The 23780-nt window shown below is 66.3% G+C and carries 23 protein-coding genes; 15 read left to right on the top strand and 8 right to left on the bottom strand.

Annotated elements, in window-relative coordinates; translation table 11 throughout:
• Positions 1-110: 110 nt before the first annotated feature.
• A complete protein-coding gene (locus ABE483_RS15675; protein ID WP_319623437.1) occupies positions 111-1016 on the bottom strand; it encodes a LysR family transcriptional regulator in 906 nt (301 codons plus the stop codon).
• Between the two features lie 121 nt (positions 1017-1137).
• Between ABE483_RS15675 and ABE483_RS15670 the strand changes: the two genes are divergently transcribed.
• Complete coding sequence (locus ABE483_RS15670) at positions 1138-2007, top strand: pirin family protein (protein ID WP_319623436.1); 870 nt, start codon at positions 1138-1140, stop codon at positions 2005-2007.
• Positions 2008-2126: 119 nt separating this feature from the next.
• A complete protein-coding gene (locus ABE483_RS15665) occupies positions 2127-2765 on the top strand; it encodes a hydrolase (RefSeq protein ID WP_319623435.1) in 639 nt (212 codons plus the stop codon).
• A 42-nt stretch (positions 2766-2807) separates the two neighbouring features.
• On the opposite strand, the gene fghA is transcribed toward ABE483_RS15665, so the two are convergent.
• The 5 genes from fghA to ABE483_RS15640 all read right to left on the bottom strand — a co-directional run bounded on the left by fghA (position 2808) and on the right by ABE483_RS15640 (position 6620).
• The gene (fghA, locus tag ABE483_RS15660; RefSeq protein ID WP_319623434.1) at positions 2808-3638 is read right to left on the bottom strand and encodes an S-formylglutathione hydrolase; all 831 of its coding nucleotides are present in this window, start codon (positions 3636-3638) and stop codon (positions 2808-2810) included.
• Between the two features lie 48 nt (positions 3639-3686).
• Complete coding sequence (locus ABE483_RS15655; RefSeq protein WP_346481992.1) at positions 3687-4796, bottom strand: S-(hydroxymethyl)glutathione dehydrogenase/class III alcohol dehydrogenase; 1110 nt, start codon at positions 4794-4796, stop codon at positions 3687-3689.
• A gap of 55 nt (positions 4797-4851) precedes the next feature.
• Positions 4852-5127, bottom strand: a complete 276-nt coding sequence (locus ABE483_RS15650) for a metal/formaldehyde-sensitive transcriptional repressor (protein ID WP_019183747.1) — start codon at positions 5125-5127, stop codon at positions 4852-4854.
• Between the two features lie 89 nt (positions 5128-5216).
• Entirely contained in the window at positions 5217-5594 is a 378-nt protein-coding gene (locus ABE483_RS15645) for a hypothetical protein (protein WP_346481991.1), read from the bottom strand.
• A 141-nt stretch (positions 5595-5735) separates the two neighbouring features.
• Complete coding sequence (locus ABE483_RS15640) at positions 5736-6620, bottom strand: LysR family transcriptional regulator (RefSeq protein ID WP_346481990.1); 885 nt, start codon at positions 6618-6620, stop codon at positions 5736-5738.
• Positions 6621-6727: 107 nt separating this feature from the next.
• Here ABE483_RS15640 and ABE483_RS15635 point away from each other — a divergent pair, with 107 nt between their 5' ends.
• From ABE483_RS15635 to ABE483_RS15625, 3 genes are all read left to right on the top strand, one after another.
• The gene (locus tag ABE483_RS15635) at positions 6728-7786 is read left to right on the top strand and encodes an NAD(P)-dependent alcohol dehydrogenase (RefSeq protein ID WP_313209118.1); all 1059 of its coding nucleotides are present in this window, start codon (positions 6728-6730) and stop codon (positions 7784-7786) included.
• Between the two features lie 520 nt (positions 7787-8306).
• Positions 8307-9167, top strand: coding sequence for an RHS repeat-associated core domain-containing protein (locus ABE483_RS15630; RefSeq protein WP_346481989.1), 861 nt, complete (start codon positions 8307-8309; stop codon positions 9165-9167).
• Between the two features lie 18 nt (positions 9168-9185).
• Positions 9186-9548, top strand: a complete 363-nt coding sequence (locus ABE483_RS15625; RefSeq protein ID WP_313209116.1) for a hypothetical protein — start codon at positions 9186-9188, stop codon at positions 9546-9548.
• 237 nt (positions 9549-9785) lie between these two features.
• Here the strand turns inward: ABE483_RS15625 and ABE483_RS15620 are convergent, their stop codons facing one another.
• Entirely contained in the window at positions 9786-11150 is a 1365-nt protein-coding gene (locus ABE483_RS15620) for a glutamate--cysteine ligase (protein ID WP_346481988.1), read from the bottom strand.
• Between the two features lie 207 nt (positions 11151-11357).
• Here ABE483_RS15620 and ABE483_RS15615 point away from each other — a divergent pair, with 207 nt between their 5' ends.
• The 3 genes from ABE483_RS15615 (at position 11358) to ABE483_RS15605 (ending at position 13967) form a co-directional block, all read left to right on the top strand.
• Positions 11358-12056: a VIT family protein gene (locus ABE483_RS15615; protein WP_313219605.1), complete on the top strand. Its 699-nt coding sequence runs from the start codon at positions 11358-11360 to the stop codon at positions 12054-12056.
• 45 nt (positions 12057-12101) lie between these two features.
• Complete coding sequence (locus ABE483_RS15610; RefSeq protein WP_346482003.1) at positions 12102-12893, top strand: helix-turn-helix transcriptional regulator; 792 nt, start codon at positions 12102-12104, stop codon at positions 12891-12893.
• A 96-nt stretch (positions 12894-12989) separates the two neighbouring features.
• On the top strand, positions 12990-13967 hold the full coding sequence (locus tag ABE483_RS15605; RefSeq protein ID WP_346481987.1) for an MBL fold metallo-hydrolase: 978 nt from the start codon (positions 12990-12992) through the stop codon (positions 13965-13967).
• A gap of 153 nt (positions 13968-14120) precedes the next feature.
• On the opposite strand, the gene yihA is transcribed toward ABE483_RS15605, so the two are convergent.
• Entirely contained in the window at positions 14121-14744 is a 624-nt protein-coding gene (gene yihA, locus ABE483_RS15600) for a ribosome biogenesis GTP-binding protein YihA/YsxC (protein WP_070473671.1), read from the bottom strand.
• A gap of 155 nt (positions 14745-14899) precedes the next feature.
• Here yihA and ABE483_RS15595 point away from each other — a divergent pair, with 155 nt between their 5' ends.
• From ABE483_RS15595 to betA, 7 genes are all read left to right on the top strand, one after another.
• The gene (locus ABE483_RS15595; RefSeq protein ID WP_346481986.1) at positions 14900-15700 is read left to right on the top strand and encodes a c-type cytochrome; all 801 of its coding nucleotides are present in this window, start codon (positions 14900-14902) and stop codon (positions 15698-15700) included.
• Between the two features lie 129 nt (positions 15701-15829).
• Positions 15830-16474 carry a thiol:disulfide interchange protein DsbA/DsbL gene (locus ABE483_RS15590; RefSeq protein ID WP_313219602.1) on the top strand — a complete coding sequence of 215 codons (645 nt, stop codon included), beginning with the start codon at positions 15830-15832 and terminating at the stop codon, positions 16472-16474.
• A 122-nt stretch (positions 16475-16596) separates the two neighbouring features.
• Positions 16597-17424 (top strand): thiol:disulfide interchange protein DsbA/DsbL, encoded by an 828-nt coding sequence (locus ABE483_RS15585; protein WP_313219601.1) that lies wholly within the window; start codon positions 16597-16599, stop codon positions 17422-17424.
• A 50-nt stretch (positions 17425-17474) separates the two neighbouring features.
• Positions 17475-18212, top strand: a complete 738-nt coding sequence (locus tag ABE483_RS15580) for an endonuclease/exonuclease/phosphatase family protein (protein ID WP_172838073.1) — start codon at positions 17475-17477, stop codon at positions 18210-18212.
• A 121-nt stretch (positions 18213-18333) separates the two neighbouring features.
• A complete protein-coding gene (gene betT / locus ABE483_RS15575) occupies positions 18334-20313 on the top strand; it encodes a choline BCCT transporter BetT (protein ID WP_313219600.1) in 1980 nt (659 codons plus the stop codon).
• Between the two features lie 34 nt (positions 20314-20347).
• Positions 20348-21820 (top strand): betaine-aldehyde dehydrogenase, encoded by a 1473-nt coding sequence (gene betB / locus ABE483_RS15570; protein ID WP_346481985.1) that lies wholly within the window; start codon positions 20348-20350, stop codon positions 21818-21820.
• Between the two features lie 25 nt (positions 21821-21845).
• On the top strand, positions 21846-23516 hold the full coding sequence (gene betA / locus ABE483_RS15565) for a choline dehydrogenase (protein ID WP_313219598.1): 1671 nt from the start codon (positions 21846-21848) through the stop codon (positions 23514-23516).
• The last annotated feature ends 264 nt before the right edge of the window (positions 23517-23780 follow it).

The following is a 23780-nucleotide window of genomic DNA, read 5'->3' as shown; positions in this document are numbered from 1 at the left end:
TTTCCATTCCGATGCGGCGTTGCGACCAACATACAAGGTTGCCCGGCACCTGGGGATCAATTCATCCCGCGTTGACGGCGTGGGCGCGGCAGGGCGCCGGGCAGCGTCGGCTACTCTTCCTCGAGCTGCTGGAAACGTTCCGCCAGGAAATCGATCAGCGCGCGTACGGAGGGCAGCAGTCCGCGCCGTGAGGGGAATACCGCGTGGATGATCTCCCGCCGTGGCGCCCACGCGGGCAGCACGTGCACCAGCGTGCCAGCGGCAATCTGGTCGCACACCATCATCCGCGGCAGCTGCACCACGCCCACGCCGGCCACCGCGGCCGCGCGCAGGGTCAGCATGCCGCGGGTGACCAGGCGCGGCCGATGATGGATGTCCGCGCGCGTGCCGTCCGGGCCGAACAGATTCCAGACGTGCTCGTTCTGCGGCAGGCCCAGCTCCATGCTCGGCAACGCAGCGAGATCGGCCGGCACCTGCGGCAGGCCCAGCCGCGCGATCAACGCCGGGCTGGCGACCAGGCACTGGCTGCGCTCGGCCAGCACCCGCATCACCAGCTCGGTGTCCTGCAATGGCGGTGGCCGCACCCGGATCGCGATATCGATGCCCTCGGCAATCAGATCGACCCGGCGGTTGGTGGCATCCAGCTGTATCGCCACCCCCGGGCACTGCGCCAGGAAGGCCGCGATCATCTCGCCGACACGCGTGTCCAGCAGCGCGACCGGGCAGGCCACCCGGACGATGCCGCGCGGCTCGCTGCGGGTGAGTTCGATCGCTTCCTGGGCGGCTTCGGCTTCCACCAGCATCGCCTTGCAGTGCGCGTAGAACGTCTGGCCGACCTCGGTGACCGAGAAGTGCCGCGTCGAACGCTGGATCAAGCGCACCCCCAGCCGCTCCTCAAGCAGCGCCACCCGGCGGCTGAGTTTCGACTTGGGCACCCCCAGCGCCCGCCCCGCCGGCGCGAAACCGCCGTGATCGACCACCTGGGCGAAATAGTAGAGGTCATTGAGATCCTGCACGGCCGCCTCCAGCGTTCACCAAATAGGACTATGAGGATAAATTCTGCTGACTACCGGCGCCAGCGTCCTGAATACATCATCTCTTCCATCAGACACGGGCCTGCCCCCGGAGGAGTACGACATGAAGAAGATTCTCGGCATCTACAGCGCCCCCAAGGCGCACTGGGTGGGCGACGGCTTCCCGGCCCGGACCCTGTTCTCCTATTCCAGCCACGGCCAGCAGGTCAGCCCCTTCCTGCTGCTGGACTATGCCGGCCCGATGAAGTTCACCCCCGCTGCGCAGCCACGCGGCGTTGGCCAGCATCCTCACCGCGGCTTCGAGACGGTGACCATCGTCTATGAGGGTGAAGTGGAGCATCGCGATTCCACCGGCGCGGGCGGCACCATCGGCCCGGGCGACGTGCAGTGGATGACCGCCGCCTCCGGCATCCTGCATGAAGAGTTCCACTCCCACGCCTTCACCCGCACCGGCGGCACGCTGGAGATGGTGCAGCTCTGGGTGAATCTTCCGGCCAAGGACAAGATGGCCGCGCCCGGCTACCAGACCCTGCTGAACGCGCAGATTCCGTCGGTGCCGTTGCCGGACCAGGCGGGCCGCGTGCGCGTGATCGCCGGTGAGTTCGACGGCCAGCGTGGCCCCGCGCGCACCTTCACGCCGATGGATGTGTGGGACCTGCGGCTGCTCCAGGGCCATAGCGCCCACCTGCCGGTGCCCGAGGGGCGCCATGTCGCCCTGGTCGTGCTGCGCGGCAGCGTGCAGGTCAATGGCAGCCAGGCCGTGCACGAGGCGCAGCTGGTGATGCTCGATCGCGATGGCAGCGCCCTGCAGATCGAGGCCAACAGCGATGCCACGGTGCTGGTGCTCAGTGGCGAACCGATCGATGAGCCGATCGTGGGCTACGGGCCCTTCGTGATGAACAGCCAGGACGACATCAGCCAGGCCTTCGCCGATTTCAAGAGCGGCCGCTTCGGCCAGATCGCTCACGCGTAATTCCGGCGACGCTGGATTCGCAGCGCGATTGACGCATCCCCTGTCCTCCGTGGCGATGGTCGTTGCCATCGCCATACCCCGGCCGCCCAGCGGCCTCCCCATGCCCAGGAGTATTTCCCATGGCAAGCGAACCCATCCGTGATCCTGTCACCGATCACCTGCTGACCCCGCAGAACGCCGCCTTCATCATCATCGACTACCAGCCGGTGCAGGTGAACTCGATCGCCTCGATGGACCGGCAGTTGCTGGTCAACAACATCGTCGGCACCGCCAAGGCCGCCGTCGCCTACGGGCTGCCGATCGTGCATTCCACGGTCAATGTGCGCAGCGGCCTCAACAAACCGCCGATTCCGCAGCTGCGCAAGGTGCTGGCCGACCATCCCACCTACGACCGCACCACCATCAATGCATGGGAAGACACCGCATTCCGCGACGCGGTGCAGGCCACCGGGCGCCGCAAGCTGATCATGACCGCCCTGTGGACCGAAGCCTGTCTGACCTTCCCCGCCCTGGATGCTTTGAAGGAGGGCTACGAGGTGTACGTCGTGGTCGATGCCGTTGGCGGCACCTCCCTGGCCGCGCATGACGCGGGACTGCGCCGCATCGAACAGGCCGGCGGCAGGATGATCAGCGTGCCTCAGCTGTTCTGTGAGCTGCAGCGCGATTGGCAGCGCCAGGACACGGTGCCGGCGTTCATGGATCTTTTCATCCAGACGGGCGGCACTGCCGGCATCCAGTTCTCCTACGATCGCCAATGAGCGACGCAACGGCCACGCTCCCGCGTGGCCGTTGGGCGGGCATCACCCGTGCAACGCCTTGGCGTGATGCGCGATGTGCTCGCCGATGAAGCTGCTGATGAAGTAATAGCTGTGGTCGTAACCGGGCTGCAGGCGCAGCGTCAGCGGATGACCGGCCGCCGTGCAGGCCGCCTGCAACCACTGCGGCTGCAGCTGGGTGTCGAGGAACTCATCACCACCGCCCTGGTCCACCAGCAACGGCAGGCGTTCGGTCGCGGCGGCGACCAGCTCGCTGGCATCCCACGCCGCCCAACTGGCGCGGTCCTCACCCAGGTAGGCAGTGAAGGCCTTCTGCCCCCACGGCACGCGGGTCGGCGCGACGATCGGCGAGAACGCCGAGACGCTTTTGTAGCGACCCGGGTTCTTCAACGCGATCACCAGCGCGCCATGGCCGCCCATCGAGTGGCCACTGATGCTGCGCGCACCCGTTGTCGGAAAATGCGCCTCGATCAACGCTGGCAGCTCCTCCACCACGTAGTCGTACATGCGGTAGTGCGCCGCCCACGGCTGCTCGGTAGCATTGAGATAGAAGCCGGCGCCCTTGCCCAGGTCATAGCCCTCGGCATCGGCGACGTCATCGCCGCGCGGGCTGGTGTCCGGCGCGACCAGGATCACGCCATGCTCGGCGGCGTAACGCTGCGCACCGGCCTTGGTGATGAAGTTCTGTTCGTTGCAGGTCAGCCCGCTGAGCCAGTACAGCACGGGCAGCTTCTGCGTGGCGGCCTGCGGCGGCAGATACACGGCGACATTCATGTCGCAGCCCAGCACCTGCGAGGTGTGGCGGTACACGTCCTGCCAACCGCCGGACGCGGCGCGATGTTCGATGCGTTCCATGGTGATTCTCCGTAGGGGCGGCGCGGACCGCGCGCCGCCCGTAATGGCTCAGAAATGCACGACCGAGCGGATCGACTTGCCTTCGTGCATCAGATCGAACGCGTCGTTGATCTCGTCCAGGCCCATCGTGTGGGTCACGAACGGGGCCAGCTCGATGTCGCCCTTCATGGCGTCTTCGACCATGCCCGGCAGCTGGCTGCGGCCCTTGACGCCACCGAAGGCGGTGCCCTTCCAGGAGCGCCCGGTGACCAACTGGAACGGACGGGTCGAGATTTCCTGGCCCGAGCCGGCTACACCGATCACCACCGACTGGCCCCAGCCACGGTGTGCGCATTCCAGCGCCGCACGCATCACGTTGACGTTGCCGATGCACTCGAAGGTATGGTCCACGCCCCAGGTGGTCATCTCCACGATCACCTGCTGGATCGGCTTGTCATGATCCTTGGGATTGATGCAGTCGGTCGCGCCGAACTGCTTGGCCAACTCGAACTTGGAGGGGTTGGTATCGATCGCGAAGATGCGGCCGGCCTTGGCCTGGCGCGCACCCTGGATGACCGCCAGGCCGATGCCGCCCAGCCCGAACACCGCGACCGAATCGCCTTCCTGCACCTTGGCGGTGTTGTGCACCGCACCGATGCCGGTGGTGACGCCGCAGCCGAGCAGACACACGTGTTCCGGGTTGGCCTCCGGGTTGATCTTGGCCAGCGACACTTCAGCCACCACGGTGTACTCGCTGAAGGTGGAGCAGCCCATGTAGTGGTAGATCGGCTCGCCGTTGTAGCTGAAGCGGGTGGTGCCATCGGGCATCACGCCCTTGCCCTGGGTGGCGCGCACGGCCACGCACAGGTTGGTCTTGCCCGAGGTACAGAACAGGCACTCGCCGCACTCGGCGGTGTACAGCGGAATCACGTGGTCGCCCGGCTTGACGCTGGTGACGCCCTCGCCCACTTCGACCACGATGCCCGCGCCTTCATGGCCGAGTACGGCCGGGAACAGGCCTTCCGGATCATCACCGGACAGGGTGAACGCATCGGTGTGGCAGACGCCGGTGTGGGTGATCTTGACCAGCACTTCGCCCTTCTGCGGCGGAGCGACGTCGATCTCGACGATCTTCAGCGGTTCGCCAGCGGCGAAGGCAACAGCGGCACGGGATTTCATGGGGAGCACTCCAAGGCAGGGAACAGAATGTGGCAGCACGCGGTCGTCCGCGTACTCATTTGAGGTAGGACCGGATCAGCATGCTCATCTCGCGCACGCGCTCGTCGCGCTGCGCATCGGATTGGGCCGGCTGCCCGAATTCTTCGCGCAGATGCGCTTCCATCACTTCGGACATCAGCCCGTTGACGGCACCGCGGATCGCGGCGATCTGCTGCAGCACCGGCCCGCACTCGGCGCCGGCTTCCAGCGCGCGGTCCAGCGCATCGCACTGACCACGGATCCGACGGACCCGGGCGAGAACGCGCTTTTTTTCCTGCGGGGAATGAGGCATCGGGGCAAGGCCAGTTAACTATACTGGGGGTGAGTATACAGCATCCGCAAAACCAACCCTTTCGGCAGTAGGTTCTGCGCCAGGACTGATCAGGGCTGATGGTCCGAGAGTCGGCGGCGGCGTGCCAGATGGATGCGGCCGGCAACCAACACCGCAAATGCCACTACCGCGGTCTGAACGAGCGGATCAGGCGAGATGCCCGGCTGGGGCCAGAACGCAAGCCAGCCTGCGAGCACAGCGAAGCTGACCAACGCCAACAACGCGAGCGTCTTTGAGACTCGGTTGGAGAATGGCAGGGCCAGCAATGGCGCCCCGACAAGCAGCAGTCCTGCACCGCCACACGCCAGTGCTGTGCGGCCCTGCGTAACATCTCCCGTCGTTGCGATCATCAGGATCAGCACCCCATACAGCGCAAGGGCGGCACCGCCGACCAGCGCCAGAATGTTCACGAATCGTCGGTTACGCATCCATTTCACCGTTGATGAGGACAGGGCGTGGAGCTGCACCACTCGAAGCCAGATACATCTCCTCCGATGCGAGGTGCACGCGCAGAATGCGGCATCTGCCTTTGAAGAGCGAGCATCCGGAGCATAGGTAAACCGCGGCCGTTACCCCCGCAGCAGATCAATGAACGCCCGCAGCGCGGACGACATCTGCCGCTGCCGCGGGTAATACACCGCAAAGCCGGCGAACGGCTCGCTCCAGTCTTCCAGCACCGCCACCAGCCGGCCGTCGTCCAGATACGGACGCGCAGAATCCTCCAGCACGTAGGCCAGCCCCAGCCCGTCCACCACCGCCTGCAGAATGGTGTTCTGGTCACCCAACGTGAGGCGCCCGGGCACGTCGATTTCCAGCGCCTGGCCATCGCGTTCGAACTGCCACTTGTAAAGATGGCCGCTGGCGAAGCGGAACCGCACACACTCATGGTGATGCAGATCACGGGGGTGCCGCGGTATCTCGCGCCCTGCCAGATATGCTGGCGCACCCACGATCAAGCCGCGCAGCGCCGGTCCCAGCGGCACCGCGACCATGTCTTCCGGGACCGATTCGTGCAGGCGCACACCGGCGTCGTAACCGCCGGCGACGATATCGACCAGACCGTCATCCTGGGCCAGCTCCAGGCGCACATCCGGGTGGGCTTGTAGAAAGCGCGCCAGCCGCGGGCCGAGCTGGGTCTGGACGGCGGCGCGCGTGGCGTTGATGCGCAACAGGCCAGCCGGTGCCGCACGGAAGTGGTTCATTTCTTCCAGTGCGTCGTGCACCTGCCCAAGCGCGGGTTGCAGGCGCTCCAGCAGGCGCTGACCGGCTTCGGTGAGGGCCACGCTGCGGGTGGTGCGGTGGAACAGGCCCACGCCCAGGCGCTCTTCCAGCGCGCGGATCGCATAACTGACCGCCGAGGTGGACAGCGCCAGCTCAGCCCCGGCCTTGCGGAAGCTGCGGTGGCGGGCCACGGCGGCGAAGGCGGCCAGATGGGTCAGGTTGTCAGTGGCCATGATTATCCCGTTTCACTTGATGAATCATGCCGATATCCTGACTTTTTGTGCACGGGATCGGGGCGTATTGTAAAGCGCCTTTCTACAAACCTGCCAAGGATTCCCCCATGTCCCTCGCCCATGGTTATGCGGTGCACGACCAGACCGCGCCGCTGGTGCCGTTCTCCTTCGAACGCCGCCCGGCCGGTCCCGATGACGTGCGCATCGAGATTCTCTTCAGTGGCATCTGCCACTCCGATCTGCATCAGGCCCGTGACGACTGGGGTGGTTCCAAGTTCCCGATGGTGCCCGGCCACGAGATCATCGGCCGCGTGACCGAGGTCGGCGCCAACGTCACCGGCTTCAAGGTCGGCGATTTCGCCGGCGTCGGCTGCATGGTCGATTCCTGCCGCCACTGCGCGGCCTGCGATGAAGATCTGGAGCAGTACTGCGAGAAGGGCGCGACCTTCACCTACAACAGCACCGAGCGCGAGAGCGGCCAGCCGACCTTCGGCGGCTACTCCGACCACATCGTGGTCGAGCAGCGCTTCGTGGTGAAGGTGTCCGAAACGCTCGACCTCAAGGCCGCCGCGCCGCTGCTGTGCGCTGGCATCACCACCTATTCGCCGCTGCGCCACTGGAAGGTCGGCCCCGGCCAGAAGGTCGGCGTGATCGGCCTCGGTGGCCTGGGCCACATGGGCGTGAAGTTCGCCAAGGCGATGGGCGCCACCGTGGTGATGATCACCACCACCCCGGAAAAGGGTGCCGACGCCAAGCGCCTGGGCGCCGATGAAGTGCTGGTCTCGCGTGATCCGGCGCAGATGAAGGCCCATGCGGGCAGCTTCGACTTCCTGCTCAACACCATCCCGGTCAGCCACGACACCAACCCGTACATGTCCCTGCTCAAGCGCGATGCCACCATGTGCCTGGTCGGCGTGCTGACCGAGCTGGATCCGCCGCTGATGGGCGCTTCGGTGATGTTCGGCCGCAAGCACATCACCGGCTCGGCGATCGGCGGCATGGCTGAGACGCAGGAAATGATGGACTTCTGTGCCGAGCACAACATCGTCAGCGACGTGGAAGTGATCGACATCAAGACCGTCAACGAGGCCTGGGAGCGCATGGCGAAGAACGATGTGCGGTACCGCTTCGTCATCGACATGGGCACGCTGGAAAAGGCGGCCTGATCCTTCCACAGGTTCAAGTGAAACATCCCGGAGACACCGCAATACTGTTCGTCTGAGAGGAGCAGTCTTGACACCGAACGGATGATGGGATTTGGAGATCTTCACCGTCCTCGGCGTAGTTGGCCGAGGACGGTGCCCCAGGAGCGCCCCCTCTCCGATCGGAGCTGTGACACCTAGCTGCCGGTTGCCAAGATGCGATCTTCCCATTGTCATCTTCCGCTGACGCGTCGCCACTGGCCTCGCCACTGCTCCCTGGCCCGACTCCCTTGGCGCTTGGCGCTTCTCGCACGATCCGACCCGCCATGGCACCTTTGGCCTTGCTGAAGCAGTTCAGCCACAGGCCTCTCATTGCTGTGCTATCAATGGCACGCCTTGCTTCAAGGCTCTTTCAGGGATTGGAAGGATGCGCAGATTCGGTGGAAGTGCTGGCAGCACGTTTGCTCTCCGCAGAGAAGTGGAGAATTTCTTTCGGAAGCTGAGTGTCGTGGGCGCATGGCTCTGCTGTGTGCTACTGGTCAGCATGACCCTTGTGCCATCTGCACGCGCTCAGACCGTCACCTATATCCATACCGATGCACTCGGTTCGGTCGTTGCCGAATCTGATGCCAATGGCAACGTGATCAAACGCTACGACTATGAGCCCTATGGCGCTGTTGTGAGCGGACAGGTCACGGATGGACCGGGATATACGGGGCATGTGAGCGATGCGGCCACGGGGCTCAGCTACATGCAGCAGCGATACATGGATCCGCAGTTGGGCAGGTTCCTGTCGGTGGACCCTGTGACGGCGTATGACCAGCCGGTGGGGCAATTCAATCGATACCGATATGCGAACGGCAACCCATATCGCTTTACTGACCCAGATGGGCGTCAAGCGTTGGGAGCACCAAGGGATTTCTACAATCCTGTAACAGCTGAGCAAGCCCAGCAGATTCTCCCAGTGGTTGCCGACTTCACGCCGGTCCTGGGGGACGTCAAAGGTATCGTTGAGGCAATCCAAGCTCCAACACCTGCGAACATTGCCGGGGCGGCAATTGGTCTGATTCCATTGGCCGGTGACGCCGGAAAGGCAGTGTTGAAGCACGGTGACGAGGCCGCGCAACTAGGACGAAAGGTCGCCAGCCAGCAGAAGGCTTCTGGAACCATCTATGTCGATTCCAAGGGAAACGCGATCCCGACACCTCCAGGCGGAAGAATTGAAGGATCTCCAGATGGCCGCTTCGTTCAAGCGAAAGGCCCCGACGGCCAGCCTACTGGAGTGCGTATTGATGGAGGACATAAACCATCAACCCATCCCGATCCCCGAGCGCAGCAGCCGCATGGCCATGTGCCAGGTGTAACCAATGCCGATGGAACCCCTTGGCTTCCCGTAAAGCAATGAGTGAGGAGTGCGTGGAACATGGATAGCGAGGCAGAACTCATCCAGATGACGAGGCTTGTCAGAGAATTTGCACTAGGCGCTGTCAACGCCCAGAGCTTCATCGACACGTACTCTAATTTTTACTACTACGAGGCGTTGGACGGCCACGAGGTTTCAAGTGCAATACATGCGGAAGATAGGGTTCGGCTAGGTCCGGCTATCGAATTGCATCGCCGAATCCAGGAGGAAGTGGTGAACAGGATTTCGGTTGATCCGGAGTTTTCATTCGAAGCATTGAAGACGGCCGGGCGACTGACGGCCTCTGAAGCGCGGGAGCTCGCGCTCGAGATCTGTACAGACGTCGGAATTGAAGCTGTCTTGTCGGCGGTAAGGCCTGCCTGACTGGATGGCTGGGCCTGACGGCAGCAACATGATCTGGAACTGAAACGTCTGCCTGTCGTGGGGCCACGCAAAGAGCGTGCCGTTCTCCCGTAAGGCCTCGGGCGGACTCTGCCCTCCCCTGAGTTCGCAACGTCCAGGTGGCGTCGAAAATTCCCGACCTTGGTCGTAAGGTGTCACGTGGAAAAACGGCGCTCACCCGGACCGGGCGAGCGCCGTTCTTCCACGGTGGTTTTGCGATCAGTACGCAAATTCCTTGAACACTGGATCGATGTTGCCGCCCCACTCGCCATGGAACAGCGCCAGCTTGCGATCGGCCGGGGTCAATCCGGAATCGACGATCTCCTGCAGCACCTCCAGGAACTTGCTTTCGTCCTGACCATCGGCATTGCGCGCGGCGCGGCGCTTGAGGCCGGCCACGGCGATCTTCAACGCTTCGCGCGACAGATCCAGCACGGTGCCGTTGCGGAACGGCAGCTTCAGCCCATGCCGCGGCACGCCATCACGCAGGACATTGCGCTCGACCAGGCTGAAATCACGCACCAGGTCCCAGGCCGCATCCAATGCGGCATCGTCGTACAGCAGCCCCACCCAGAACGCGGGCAGCGCACACAGGCGGCTCCACGGGCCCGCATCGGCGCCGCGCATTTCCAGATACTTCTTCAGGCGCACTTCCGGGAAGGCGGTGGTCATGTGATCGGACCAGTCGCGCAGCGTGGGCAGCTGGCCCGGCAGCACCGGCAGCTTGCCGACCATGAAATCGCGGAAGCTCTGGCCGCTGGCATCATGGTATTTGCCGTCGCGGTAAGAGAAGTACATCGGCACATCGAGCAGGTAATCCACGTAACGCTCGTAACCGAAGCCGTCTTCGAACACGAAGTCGAGCATGCCGGTGCGGTCGTTGTCGGTGTCGGTCCAGATGTGCGAGCGGTAGCTCTGGTAGCCGTTCGGCTCGCCTTCGGTGAACGGCGAATCGGCAAACAGCGCGGTGGCGATCGGCTGCAGCGCCAGCGACACGCGGAACTTCTTCACCATGTCCGCTTCGGTGGCGTAGTCCAGGTTGACCTGCACCGTGCAGGTGCGGGTCATCATGTCCAGGCCGAGCGTGCCGACCTTGGGCATGTACTCGCGCATGATCTTGTAGCGGCCCTTGGGCATCCACGGCATTTCATCGCGGGCCCACTTCGGCTGGAAGCCCATGCCGAGGAAGCCCAGCTGCAGTTCGCCGGCGACCTGCGCCACTTCATTGAGATGGGTGCCGGTTTCCACGCAGGTCTGGTGGATGGTCTCCACCGCCGCGCCGGACAGTTCCAGCTGGCCGGCCGGCTCCAGCGTCACCGAGGCGTTGTCGCGCAGCAGCGCTATCGTGCGGCCCTCTTCCTGCACCGGATCCCAGCCGAAGCGGGTCAGGCCGTTGAGCAGCGCTTCGATGCCGCGGTCACCGTCGAAGGTGGGCGGGCGCAGGTCATCCAGGCGGAAGCCGAACTTCTCGTGCTCGGTGCCGATGCGCCACTGCGCCTGGGGCTTTTCGCCGGAGGCCAACGTGGCGACCAGTTCATTACGGTCGGTGATCGGCGTCTCGGCGACGTGGCTGGGGCTCGACAAGGGGAGGCTCGCAGAATTCTGGTCAGGGCGGGGATGTGGGGTTCACGCCCCCGCATCGCAAGGGCGCACTATATCGTGGCGTCCCCTGCCGTCGTGTCACCGTGACGGTTTTCAGCATCCTACTGGCATGGGCTTGACGCTGCGCCGGCCCCGCCGCGGCTGCGAGTCATTCCGCTGTTGGCCGCCGCCAGCCCCTACACTGATTCGATGAGCCGATCCCGACATCCGGAAGTACATCGCTCCGACCGTGTCGGCTGGCTGCGTGCCGCGGTGCTCGGCGCCAATGACGGCATTGTCTCGGTAGCCGGCCTGGTGGTCGGCATCGCGGCGAGCGGCGCCTCGGCCGCCACGATCCTGGCCACCGGCATCGCCGGGACCGTGGCCGGTGCGATGTCGATGGCGGCTGGCGAGTATGTTTCGGTGCAGTCGCAGGCCGATACCGAGCTGGCCGACCTGGCGGTGGAAAAGCGCGAGCTGCACGAAGACCCGCACAGCGAGCTGGAAGAGCTGGCCGCGATCTACCGCCATCGCGGGCTGAGCCCCGACCTGGCGCATGAGGTGGCCACCCAGCTCACCGCGCACGACGCGCTGGGGGCACATGCCCGCGATGAGCTGGGCATCACCGAGGAGCTGCGGGCGCGCCCGATGCAGGCGGCCATGGCCTCCGCCGGCGCCTTCGTCAGTGGCGCCGCGTTGCCGGTGCTGACCGCCCTGCTCGCGCCGCATGCTGTCGTCGGCCAGGCCACCACCGCGGTGACGCTGCTGGGGCTGTGCCTGACCGGCACCCTGGCCGCCCATGCCGGCGGTGCCCCACGTCTGCGCGGTGCGGTGCGCGTCACCTTCTGGGGTGCGATCGCGATGGCCGCGGCCGCGCTGGTCGGCCGACTGTTCAACGTGGCGGGCTGAGCGGTGTCCGCGTCGATCGATACGACCTCCTCGCTGCTGGCGACAATGGCCAGCCTGGCTGACTGCCAGCGCGCCGATGGCTACGCCTGCATCACCGCGCGCCGCGAGCATGGCGCCTCCTCCGTGGAGATTCCGCAGCCGCAGTTCGCGATCCTGCTGCAGGGGCGCAAGCAGGTGCGTACCGCGCAGCAATCGCTGGAATTCGCACCGGGCGATCTGTTCCTCATCACCCGGCGCTGCCGCATCGATGTGGTCAACATTCCCGATCCGCATAGCGGCCTCTATCTCAGTGCGATCGTGCCGATGTGTGCCGAGGCGCTCACTGCCGCCCGGGCGCTGTGGAACGAGCCGCTGCCGCAGGCCGGTGATGCACTGGCCAGGCTGCCACTGGTCGAGCATGCGGCGACCCTGCTGCAGTGGAGGCAGGCACTGGAACACGGCCAATACACCGAAGCACGCTTGGCCCTGGCATCGCTTGCCGTGGCGTTCTGCCGGCGCGGGCACGGCAGCCTGCTGGTTCCCCCCGAACCCAGCCTGGGGGAACGCATCCGCGATCTGATCGCTGCCCAGCCCGAGCGCGATTGGCAGTCACGCGATTTCGAAGCGCAGCTCGGCCTCAGCGGTGCCACGCTGCGGCGGCGCCTGGCCAGCGAGCACTCCAGCGTGCGCGAACTGATCACCGATGCGCGGCTCGCGCATGCCATGAGCCTGCTCTACACCACCCGGCTGCCGTTGAAGACCGTGGCCGCGCGCGTGGGCTACCGTTCGCTGGGCAGCTTCAACAAGCGCTTCGCCGAACGCTATGGGCTGGAACCGGCGGCGATAGGCAACAGCTGAGCGCGAGCGGATCGCGCGGCATTCTGAGCGGAACGCAGCCGACCAGGCGCGCAGCATGGAGGCACCGCGGCGCCGCCGCCCTGTCCGGAACCTGCCATGCCTTTCCCCCGCGTTCGCACGCTCGCCAGCGCCGTGTTGCTGGCCGTTGTCGCCAGCCCCACATGGGCCACCACCACGCACACCCCGCGCGAGCAGGTCCCCGGCGTCTATCACCAGACGATCGGCACACTGCAGGTCACGGCGCTGTTCGACGGCACGGTCGCACTGGGCCGGCAGGAACTGGTCGGGATCGCCCCCGGGGCAGTCACCCGCCTGCTCGATCACCGCTATGTGCCCGAAGATGGCAAGGGCCTGCAGACGGCAGTCAATGCGTACCTGGTGCAGCAGGGCGATCACCTGACCCTGGTCGACACCGGCACCGCGCAGTGCTTCGGCCCCGGCCTGGGCCAGGTGCTTGGCAACCTGCGCAAGGCCGGCTACGACCCGGCCGAGGTGGATGAGGTGGTGCTGACCCACGCGCACCCGGATCACCTGTGCGGCCTGCTCGATGCGCAGGACAGGATTGCCTACCCGAATGCCACGGTGTGGCTGTCGGCGGCCGATGCCGCGTTCTGGCTGGATCCGGCCAGCGAGGCAACCGCGCCGCAGGGTGTGCGCTTTGCCTTCGCCTTGGCGCGCAAGGCGGTGGCGCCGTATGAAGCGGGCGGGAAACTGAAGCGTTTTGCACCTGGGGACACACTGCCGGCGGGCATCACCGCCTTGGACAGCCACGGTCATACGGTCGGCCACGTGTCTTACCGGATCGATGGCGGCGCCGGCCAGCAACTGCTGGTATGGGGCGACATCGTGCACTTCCACGCGGTGCAGTTCGCGCAGCCTCAGGCGTCGTTTGAAGCGGACAGCGACCGCGTGGCCGCGATCGCCAGCCGGCGCCGGATGATGGCGCAGGCAGCCGATCAGGGCTGGTGGGTAGCCGGCGCGCACCTGCCGTTCCCGGGGCTGGGGCATGTGCGGCGCGAAGGAGAGGCGTTCGCCTGGGTGCCGGGCGAATTCTCGCCGTTACCGGCGAAATGAGGGGACACGACTGCGCCGTACACCGGGCGTCAGGCGCATTCGGGTAGTGCCGGCCGCTGGCCGGCTCCCGATACATCTGATGGAAAGCGCAGCCGGCCAGCGGCCGGCACTACCCGGCGCCGCGCGGCCCGTTGGACCGCGGCAACGCCCGGATCAGGCCGCTTCGGGCGCCGGCTTGTTCAGGCCCAGCCAGCCGCCGATGATGCCGCGGGCTTCATCCACGCCCTGGCGGGCGGGACCGGAGAATGTCTGCACGCTGACGGTATCGCCGAAGGAGGACTGCAGTTCCTTGCGCACCTTCTGCAGGGCGATGCCCTGCTGGCCACGGCCGAGCTTGTCGGCCTTGGTCAGCAGCGCGTGCGCCGGCAGGCCGCGCTGCACCGCATAGGCGAGCATCTGGCGGTCGTAGTCCTTCAGCGGGTGACGGATGTCCATCACCACCACCAGGCCACGCAGGGCCTCGCGGGTACGGAAGTACTGGTCGATGAACGCCTGCCAGTGCGCCTGCAGATCCAGCGGGACCTTGGCGTAGCCGTAGCCGGGCAGATCGACCAGCTTGGCCTCCGGGGTGACCTCGAAGAACACCAGCTGCTGGGTGCGGCCGGGGGTCTTGGAGACCCGGGCCAGGCTGTTCTGGCGGGTCAGGGCGTTGAGGGCACTGGACTTGCCAGCATTTGAGCGACCGGCAAAGGCGACTTCCGCGCCCACGTCTTCCGGCAATTGCCGGGTGTTGTGGGCCGAAAGCAGGTATTGGGCGCGTTCGAGGAGCAATGACATGGGCATAGGATCGCATGTCCGGGCCCGATCCGCGCTGCCCGCGCTCGGTTTTGCTGCACCCTGCGTTGACCGTGGCGTGAAACGGCGTTGATAATCGGGCGATCCCCGTGGTTGCGGTCCCGCAACCGCCAGGCCGGTCCACACGGAGCTTCCGCATGCGCCATGCTCGCGTTCTTGCCGTTTCCGCACTTGCTGTATCGCTGCTCGCCGCCGTTGCCGTTGCCCAGACCTCGATCACGCCCCTGCCGGACAACGGGCCGATCAAGACCGCCTCGCTGGAGGTCGATTTCAGCAAAACCACCTGGGGCGATCCCAAGGCCGGGCAGACCAAGGCGGCCGCCTGCGCGGCCTGTCACTCGGCCGATGGCAATTCCACGGTGGAGATGTACCCGAGCATCGCCGGCCAGAGCGAGCGCTACAGCGCCCAGCAGATGGCCCTGATCGCCAATGGGCAGCGCACCTCCGGGGCTTCGGCGGCGATGGTGCCGTTCGTGCAGGACCTCACCCCGCAGGACATGCGCGACATCGGTGCCTACTTCGCCACGCAGAAGGCCACGGCCGGCATCGCCGACGATGGCGCGGTGACCGAGGGCCCGTACGCGGGCAAGAAGTTCTATGAGATCGGCCAGCAGCTGTATCGCGGCGGCGATGCCGAGCGCGGCATCCCGGCCTGCATGGCGTGCCACGGCCCCACCGGCGCCGGCAACCCGGGCCCGGCCTACCCGCATATCAGTGGCCAGCACGCAGCGTATGTCGCGCGCCGCCTGCAGGAGTACCAGGCCGGGACGACCCAGGAAACGGACAAGGCCCACTTCCAGATCATGGCCTCGATCGCCAAGTCGTTGACCGAGCAGGAAATCCAGGCCCTGGCCAGCTACCTGCAGGGCCTGCACAACCGGGCCGATGACGTCGCCGCAGCCGCCCCCCCGGTCGCCGGAGGCGCGCAGGCTCCCTGACGACCGCCCACCCCGCAGCGCATCCCCCTGGTCGGATGACGGATGCGGACGCCCCGGCCGGCGGGGTATGTTCACTGGCACGCCGGCGACTGGGCCGGCGTCGTTTTTTCTGTATGGAGATGGATGTAGATGACGTTGATGCCCCGCCTGATGTTGTTGCTGCTGGCCCTGAGCCCGTTGACCACCCTCGCTGCCACCCCGGCCCCGCTGGTGGAGGGCAAGGATTACGAACGCATCGCCGATGCCGGTCCGTTCGCGCCGCTGGCCGGCAAGATCGAAGTCGTGGAGATGTTCGGCTACACCTGCCCGCACTGCGCGCACTTCGAGCCGCAGCTGGAAGCCTGGGCCGCCAAGCTGCCCAAGGACGTCCGCTTCACCCCGGTGCCGGCCGCTTTCGGGGGCGTGTGGGATTCGTTTGCCCGCGCCTACTACGCCGCCGACCAGCTGGGCGTGGCCAAGCGCAGCCACCGCGCCATGTTCGATGCCCTGCATGAGAAGGGCTCGCTGCCGATGCAGAACGTCTCGCCGGATGAACTGGCCGCGTTCTACCAGGGCTTTGGCGTGGCCCCGGCGCAGTACATCACCGCGCTCAAGAGCGACGCCGTGGATGCCAAGGTCAAGGCCGCCCGTGCCTTCGCCCTGCGCACCAAGGTGCCCGGCACGCCGACGCTGATCGTCAATGGCGTGTACCTGGTCAAGGGCGACTCGTTCGAGTCGATGCTGCGCAATGCAGATGCCCTGATCGCCCGTGCGCGCAGCGGCAAGGCGCTCTAACAGCGCTCGCTGAACCATCACGCACCGTGCACGCGGGACGCTCGTTTCCGCGTGTCATCATGCTTCCCTGGCCGGTGCTTCCAGCATCGGCCCCACCATGCTCATCCGCTGGAGATGCTTCGATGAAGACCCGTTTCGCCATTACGCTCATGGCCCTGCTGCCGATCCTGGCTGCCTGCAAGGCGCAGGACGGTACCGCCAACACCACCGCCCCGGCCGAACCGGCCGCGCCGAGCAGCACCCCGGCCACCGAAACGGCCCCCCCGAGCGAGCAGGCCCCGGCCGCCAGCGGTGAAACCGCCGCCGCCGAGACCGCCGCTGCCGAAGCCACCACCCCGGCGCCGGCGCCGGCCTCGTCGCGCCCGACCGGCCCGGAGCCGGTTGCCGGCACCGACTATGTGGTGATCGAGAATGGCCAGCCGTTCCAGCCGGCCACCGGCAAGATCGAAGTCGCCGAAATCTTCGGTTACGTGTGCCCGGCCTGCGCCGCGTTCCAGCCGCTGATCGGGCCGTGGAAGGCGGGTCTGCCGAGCGATGTCAATTTCGTCTACGTGCCGGCCATGTTCGGCGGCACCTGGGATGACTACGGCCGTGCGTTCTACGCCGCGCAGGCCATGGGCCTGCAGGAAAAGACCCACGAAGCCATGTACGCCGCGATCCATGCCGAGCAGAGCCTGAAGGGCGAGCGCGGCCGTGATTCGGTCGACGACATCGCCAACTTCTACGGCAAGCACGGCGCCGACCCGAAGCAGTTCGCCGCGATGATGGGCAGCTTCGCCGTCAACGCCAAGACCAACTCGGCCAAGCAGTTCGCCCAGCGCAGCAAGATCTCCGGCACCCCGTCGGTGATCGTCAACGGCAAGTACCTGGTCAAGGGCAAGGGCTTCCCGGACATGCTGCGCATCGCCGATCACCTGATCGCGCGCGAACGCGCCGGCAAGGCCAACTGATCCAGCGATAGCGAACCGTCGTGACCTCCCCCCACACGCGGACCCTGCGCCTGCTGACGGCCAATATCCAGGCCGGTTCGAGCACCCGCCGCTACAGTGACTACGTGACCCGCAGCTGGTCGCATGCACTGCCGGCCGGGCGTAAGCGAACCAGCCTGGATGCCATCGCGCAGATGGCCCGCGAACACGACATCGTCGGCCTGCAGGAGGCCGATCCCGGCAGCCTGCGCTCAGGCTTCACCAACCAGACCCACTATCTGGCCGAGCGCGCCGGCTTCAATTACTGGAGCCACCAGCCCAACCGCCGGATGGGTGGGGTGGCCTCCAGCGCCAACGGCCTGCTCAGCAAACTCGAGCCGGTCGAGGTCCAGGACCACGCCCTGCCCGGCCGGATCGGCGGGCGCGGCGTGCTGCTGGCCAAGTTCGGTGAAGGCAGCCAGGGCCTGGCGGTGGCGGTGGCGCATCTGTCCTTGGGGACCAATTCGCGCATGTCGCAATTGGCCTTCATTGCCGATCTGCTCTCCGACCACCCCAACGCCGTGCTGATGGGCGATTTCAACTGCCTGGCCGAACGGCCCGAAATGCAGGTGCTGTACCAGAAGACGACGCTGCAGCCGCCGGGCTGCGTGGTGCCGACCTTCCCCAGCTGGCGCCCGGACAGGGCGATCGACCACATCCTGCTCAGCGACGGCCTGCAGCAACGCAGTGCCGAAGCCGTGCCGGCCGCGTTCTCCGATCACCTCGCACTGGCGATGTCGATCGATGTGCCGAGCAGCGCGCTGCGCTGACCCCTGTGCACCCGCCGCCCTTGCGCGGCGGGCATCGTGAGCGTGTAAACAGGCTGTCCACAGCGCCTGTGCGATAAATCCCGCCGTCTGCCGCTCCGGCACCGGGAGTATCCCCCACCCCATGAGTACCGTGGAGCCGCCTCTGCCCGAGGTGCGCACGCTTCGACCCGTGTTCCTGCTTGCCGCCACGATCGTGGCGGCATTCGCCATTCTGGTCACCGTGTTTCCCATCGATGCCGGCGTGATGCTGCTCGATGCCCAGACCTGGGCCTCGCGCAATGTCGGCTGGTATTACCTGCTGGCGATGACCGTGTACCTGGTGTTCGTGGTCGGCGTGGCGTTGTCCGGCTATGGCAACGTCAAACTCGGCGCGGACCATGACGAGCCGGAGTTCAGCTATCTGTCCTGGGCCGGCATGCTGTTCGCCGCCGGCATCAGCATCACCCTGTTCTTCTTCTGCGTCTCCGAGCCACTGACCCATTACCTGTTGCCGCCGCAGGGCGGCACCGGCAGTGGCGAGGCCAGCGCGCGCCAGGCCATGCAGCTGCTGTTCCTGCACTGGGGCCTGCATGGCTGGGGCGTGTTCGCGCTGGCCGCGATGGCGCTGGCCTACTTCGCCTACCGCCACAACCTGCCACTGGCGCTGCGCTCGGCGCTGTATCCGTTGATCGGCAAGCGCATCAACGGGCCGATCGGCTACACCGTGGATGCCCTGGGCATCGTGGCCACCGTGTTCGGCCTCGGCGCGGACATGGGCTTTGGCGTGCTGCATCTCAACGCCGGCCTGAACACCTTGTTCCCGGTGCCGCACGCGGCCTGGGTGCAGGTCGGGCTGATCGTGCTGATGATGGGCGCGGCGATCACCGTGGCCGTGTCCGGCGTGGAGAAAGGCGTGCGCTGGATGTCCAACATCAACATGCTGCTGGCGATCTCGCTGCTGCTGTTCATGCTGTTCGCCGGCCCCACCCAGTACCTGCTCAATGCCTTCATGCAGAACATGGGCGACTACCTGGGCAACGTGGTCGGCAAGAGTTTCGATGTGTACGCCTACGGCGGGCGCCCGGACTGGCTGGGCAACTGGACGGTGTTCTACTGGGCCTGGTGGATCGGCTGGGCGCCGTTCGTGGGCCTGTTCATCGCGCGCATCTCGCGCGGCCGCACCATCCGCGAATTCGTGCTCGGCGTGCTGCTGATCCCGCTGGGCTTCACCCTGGCCTGGCTGTCGATCTTCGGCAACAGCGCGCTGGACCAGATCCTGCATCACGACCAGGTACACCTGGCGCAGATGGCGGTGGAGAACCCGCCGACCGTGCTGTACGCGCTGCTGGAGAGCTATCCGTGGAGCCGCGCCGTCATCGCGGTCACGGTGATCGTCAGCTTCATCTTCTTCGTCACCTCGGCCGATTCCGGCACGGTGGTGCTGTCCACGCTGTCCTCGCAGGGCGGCAATCCGGAAGACGACGGCCCGCGCTGGCTGCGCGTGTTCTGGGGCGTGATGACCGGCCTGGTCACCGCCGGACTGCTGCTGGCCGGCAGCATGGATGCACTCAAATCCGCGGTGGTGCTGGCCTCGCTGCCGTTCTCGGTGGTGTTGCTGCTGATGCTGTGGGGCCTGACCCGCGCGCTGGGCGAAGAGTCGCAGCGCAAGAAAGCCTCGCAGTACTCGCCGATCCCATTGATCGGGCAATCGCGACACCAGCGCGGCTGGCGCCAGCGCATCACCCAGGCGGTGCATTTCCCGGTCCGCGACGAGGTGTACCGGTTCATGGATACCGATGTGAAGCCGGCGATCGAAGCCGTCGCGGCGCAGCTGCTCGAACAGGGCCTGGATGTGCAGACGAAGTTCGAGCCGGGTCACATGGAGCTGCTGGTGGACCATGGCGAACAACAGGTGTTCACCTACCAGGTGATCATGCGCGGCTACCTCACGCCTTCGTTCGCCGCGCAGCGCTTCCGCAACCAGCGTTACTACCGCGCCGAAGTGCATCTTTATGAAGGTGGACAGGACTACGAGCTGTTCGGCTACAGCCGCCAGCAGATCATCAACGACATCATCGATCAGTACGAGCGTCACCTGCAGTTCCTGCATCTCACGCGTTGACGCACTGATCTCCCGCTGCAAAGGAGTCACCGACATGCCTACCCTCCCCGACCAGCTGCTGTACATCGGCGGCCGCCACGTTCCCTCCCAGGGCGGACAGACCTTCCAGGTCATCAATCCGGCCAACGGCGAGTTGCTCGCCAACGTCCACAGCGCCAACAGCGACGATCTCGACGCTGCCGTGGAGAGCGCCCAAGCCGGCCAGAAAGCATGGGCCGCGCTGACCACCGTGGAGCGCTCGCGCATCCTGCTGCGGGCGGTCGCGCTGCTGCGCGAGCGCAACGATGCACTGGCCGAGCTGGAATCGCGCAACACCGGCAAGGCCCTGAGCGAAACGCTCAGCGTGGACGTGGTCACCGGTGCGGACGTGCTGGAGTACTACGCCGGCGTCATGCACGGGCTGGAAGGCAGCCAGGTGCCGCTGCGTGAGAGCAGCTTCTTCTACACCCGGCAGGAGCCCCTTGGCGTGGTCGGCGCGATCGGTGCCTGGAACTACCCGATCCAGATCGCGCTGTGGAAGGCTGCCCCGGCGCTGGCCGCCGGCAACGCGATGATCTTCAAGCCCAGCGAAGTGACGCCGCTGACCGCGCTGAAGCTGGCGGAAATCTTCACCGAGGCCGGCCTGCCCGATGGCGTGTTCAACGTGCTGCCTGGCGATGGCGCCGGCGTCGGCTCGGCATTGACCGAGCATCCGCTGATCGAGAAGATCTCCTTCACCGGCGGCACCGCCACCGGCCGCAAGGTGATGGCCAGTGCCTCCAGCTCCACGCTCAAAGACGTCACCATGGAGCTGGGGGGCAAGTCGCCGCTGATCATCTGCGCCGACGCCGATCTGGACCTGGCCGCCGACGTGGCGATGATGGCCAACTTTTACAGCTCCGGTCAGGTATGCACCAACGGCACCCGCGTGTTCGTGCCGCGCAGCACCCTGGCCGCGTTCGAAGCCAAACTGCTGGAACGGGTCAAGCGCATCCGCATTGGTGACCCGCTGGCCAAGGACACCAACTTCGGCCCGCTGGTCAGCGCCGCGCACATGCAGCGCGTGCTTGAGCACATCGGCAGCGGCAAGGCCGAGGGTGCACGGCTGGTCTGCGGCGGCGAACGGCTGACCGACGGCGCGCTGGGCAAGGGCTGCTATGTGGCACCGACCATCTTCAGCGATTGCCGCGATGACATGCGCATCGTACGCGAGGAAATCTTCGGGCCGGTGATGAGCCTGTTGGCGTACGACGACGAAGACGAGGCCGTGCGCCGCGCCAACGACACCGATTACGGTCTCGCCGCCGGCGTGGTCACGCCGGACCTGGCGCGCGCGCATCGCCTGATCCATCAGCTCGAGGCCGGCATCTGCTGGGTCAACAGCTGGGGCGAATCGCCGGCGCAGATGCCGGTGGGCGGCTACAAGCAGTCCGGTGTCGGCCGCGAAAACGGACTGGCCACGCTGCGTGCCTACACCCGCACCAAATCCATCCAGATTGAACTGGACCGCTACGCGTCGGTGTTCTGAACCGGCCTTACCAGGAGACACCGCGATGAAGCGCGAGTACGACTACATCATCATCGGCGCCGGGTCGGCCGGCAACACGCTGGCCGCGCGCCTGACCGAAGACGCCGGCGTCAGCGTGCTGCTGCTGGAAGCCGGCGGGCCGGATTACCGGATGGATTTCCGCACCCAGATGCCGGCCGCACTGGCTTATCCGCTGCAGGGCCGCCGCTACAACTGGGCGTATGAAACCGAGCCGGAACCCTACATGGACAACCGGCGCATGGAGTGCGGCCGCGGCAAGGGGCTGGGCGGTTCCTCGCTGATCAACGGCATGTGCTACATCCGCGGCAACGCGATGGACTTCGACCAGTGGGCCAGCTTCGACGGCCTCGAGGACTGGAGTTACCACGACGTGCTGCCCTACTTCCGCAAGGCGGAAACGCGCGACATCGGGGCCAACGATTACCACGGCGGCGACGGGCCGGTCAGCGTGGCCACGCCGAAGAACGGCAACAACGTGCTGTTCCACGCGATGGTCGAGGCCGGCGTGCAGGCCGGCTACCCACGTACCGATGACCTCAACGGCTACCAGCAGGAAGGCTTCGGCCCGATGGACCGCACGGTGACCCCGCGCGGGCGCCGTTCCAGTACCGCGCGCGGTTACCTGGACATGGCCAAGGACCGTGAGGGACTGGAGATCGTGGTGCACGCCACCACCGACCGCATCCTGTTCGCCGGCAAGCGCGCGGTGGGCGTGCGCTACCTGGCTGGCAACAGCGCCGAGCCGATCGACGCTACCGCCCGCCGCGAGGTGCTGCTGTGCGCCGGGGCGATCGCCTCGCCGCAGATCCTGCAGCGCTCTGGGGTGGGCGCGCCGGCGTTGCTGGCCGCACTTGGCGTACCGCTGGTGCACGACCTGCCCGGCGTCGGCGAAAACCTGCAGGATCACCTCGAGGTGTACATGCAGTACGCCTGCAAAAAGCCGGTCTCGCTGTACCCGGCGCTGCAGTGGTGGAACCAGCCGGCGATCGGTGCGGAATGGCTGTTCGCCGGCACCGGCATCGGTGCCAGCAACCAGTTCGAGGCCGGTGGCTTCATCCGCACCCGCGAGGACTTCGACTGGCCCAACATCCAGTACCACTTCCTGCCGGTGGCGATCAATTACAACGGCACCAACGCGGTCAAGGAGCACGGCTTCCAGGCGCATGTGGGGTCGATGCGCACGCCCAGCCGCGGCCATGTGCATGCCAAGTCGCTGGACCCGCGTGAGCACCCCTCGATCCTGTTCAACTACCAGTCCACCGATCAGGACTGGCAGGAATTCCGCGATGCGATCCGCATCACCCGCGAGATCATCGCCCAGCCCGCGCTGGACGAGTACCGCGGCCGCGAGATCAGTCCGAGCGCCGAGTGCCAGACCGATGCGGAACTGGATGCCTTCGTGCGCGCGCATGCCGAGACCGCCTACCACCCCTCCTGCTCGTGCGCGATGGGCACCGATGCGATGAGCGTGGTGGACGGCCAGGGCCGTGTGCACGGGATGGAGAGCCTGCGTGTGGTGGATGCCTCGATCATGCCGCGCATCATCACCGGCAACCTCAACGCCACCACGATCATGATCGCCGAGAAGATCGCCGACCGGATCCGGGGGCGTGCTCCGCTGCCGCGCAGCACGGCGGCGTATTACGTCGCCGGGGACGCACCGGCCAGGCGCTGAGGGCGCCGCGATCCATCGGTAGGCGTCGACCGTTGGTCGGCGCACGAATCCCGGCAATGCCGGCTCCTCGCATCCCGGTAGTGCCGGCCGCTGGCCGGCTCCTCGCATCCTGGTAGTGCCGGCCGCTGGCCGGCTCCTCGCGTCCTGGTAGTGCCGGCCGCTGGCCGGCTCCTCGCATCCTGGTAGTGCCGGCCGCTGGCCGGCTCCTCGCATCCTGGTAGTGCCGGCCGCTGGCCGGCTCCGCAGCACCGTTGGATCATGAGG

Origin of the sequence: Stenotrophomonas sp. TWI602, from assembly GCF_039674045.1 — a bacterium.
Lineage (GTDB): Bacteria > Pseudomonadota > Gammaproteobacteria > Xanthomonadales > Xanthomonadaceae > Stenotrophomonas.
The sequence above is the reverse complement of the archived record's forward strand: the minus strand, read 5'-3'. Positions and strand labels throughout refer to the sequence as shown.

Bases quoted from the DNA above. Each gene is read 5' to 3' on its own strand.
- ABE483_RS15640 (WP_346481990.1), bottom strand. From the start codon at position 6,620: ATGGCCACTGACAACCTGACCCATCTGGCCGCCTTCGCCGCCGTGGCC.
- ABE483_RS15605 (WP_346481987.1), top strand. From the start codon at position 12,990: ATGCCTTTCCCCCGCGTTCGCACGCTCGCCAGCGCCGTGTTGCTGGCC.
- ABE483_RS15615 (WP_313219605.1), top strand. From the start codon at position 11,358: ATGAGCCGATCCCGACATCCGGAAGTACATCGCTCCGACCGTGTCGGC.
- yihA (WP_070473671.1), bottom strand. From the start codon at position 14,744: ATGTCATTGCTCCTCGAACGCGCCCAATACCTGCTTTCGGCCCACAAC.
- ABE483_RS15585 (WP_313219601.1), top strand. From the start codon at position 16,597: ATGAAGACCCGTTTCGCCATTACGCTCATGGCCCTGCTGCCGATCCTG.
- betT (WP_313219600.1), top strand. From the start codon at position 18,334: ATGAGTACCGTGGAGCCGCCTCTGCCCGAGGTGCGCACGCTTCGACCC.
- ABE483_RS15655 (WP_346481992.1), bottom strand. From the start codon at position 4,796: ATGAAATCCCGTGCCGCTGTTGCCTTCGCCGCTGGCGAACCGCTGAAG.
- ABE483_RS15635 (WP_313209118.1), top strand. From the start codon at position 6,728: ATGTCCCTCGCCCATGGTTATGCGGTGCACGACCAGACCGCGCCGCTG.
- ABE483_RS15665 (WP_319623435.1), top strand. From the start codon at position 2,127: ATGGCAAGCGAACCCATCCGTGATCCTGTCACCGATCACCTGCTGACC.
- ABE483_RS15625 (WP_313209116.1), top strand. From the start codon at position 9,186: ATGGATAGCGAGGCAGAACTCATCCAGATGACGAGGCTTGTCAGAGAA.
- ABE483_RS15595 (WP_346481986.1), top strand. From the start codon at position 14,900: ATGCGCCATGCTCGCGTTCTTGCCGTTTCCGCACTTGCTGTATCGCTG.
- betA (WP_313219598.1), top strand. From the start codon at position 21,846: ATGAAGCGCGAGTACGACTACATCATCATCGGCGCCGGGTCGGCCGGC.
- ABE483_RS15630 (WP_346481989.1), top strand. From the start codon at position 8,307: ATGACCCTTGTGCCATCTGCACGCGCTCAGACCGTCACCTATATCCAT.
- ABE483_RS15645 (WP_346481991.1), bottom strand. From the start codon at position 5,594: ATGCGTAACCGACGATTCGTGAACATTCTGGCGCTGGTCGGCGGTGCC.
- ABE483_RS15610 (WP_346482003.1), top strand. From the start codon at position 12,102: ATGGCCAGCCTGGCTGACTGCCAGCGCGCCGATGGCTACGCCTGCATC.
- ABE483_RS15650 (WP_019183747.1), bottom strand. From the start codon at position 5,127: ATGCCTCATTCCCCGCAGGAAAAAAAGCGCGTTCTCGCCCGGGTCCGT.
- ABE483_RS15670 (WP_319623436.1), top strand. From the start codon at position 1,138: ATGAAGAAGATTCTCGGCATCTACAGCGCCCCCAAGGCGCACTGGGTG.
- betB (WP_346481985.1), top strand. From the start codon at position 20,348: ATGCCTACCCTCCCCGACCAGCTGCTGTACATCGGCGGCCGCCACGTT.
- fghA (WP_319623434.1), bottom strand. From the start codon at position 3,638: ATGGAACGCATCGAACATCGCGCCGCGTCCGGCGGTTGGCAGGACGTG.
- ABE483_RS15590 (WP_313219602.1), top strand. From the start codon at position 15,830: ATGACGTTGATGCCCCGCCTGATGTTGTTGCTGCTGGCCCTGAGCCCG.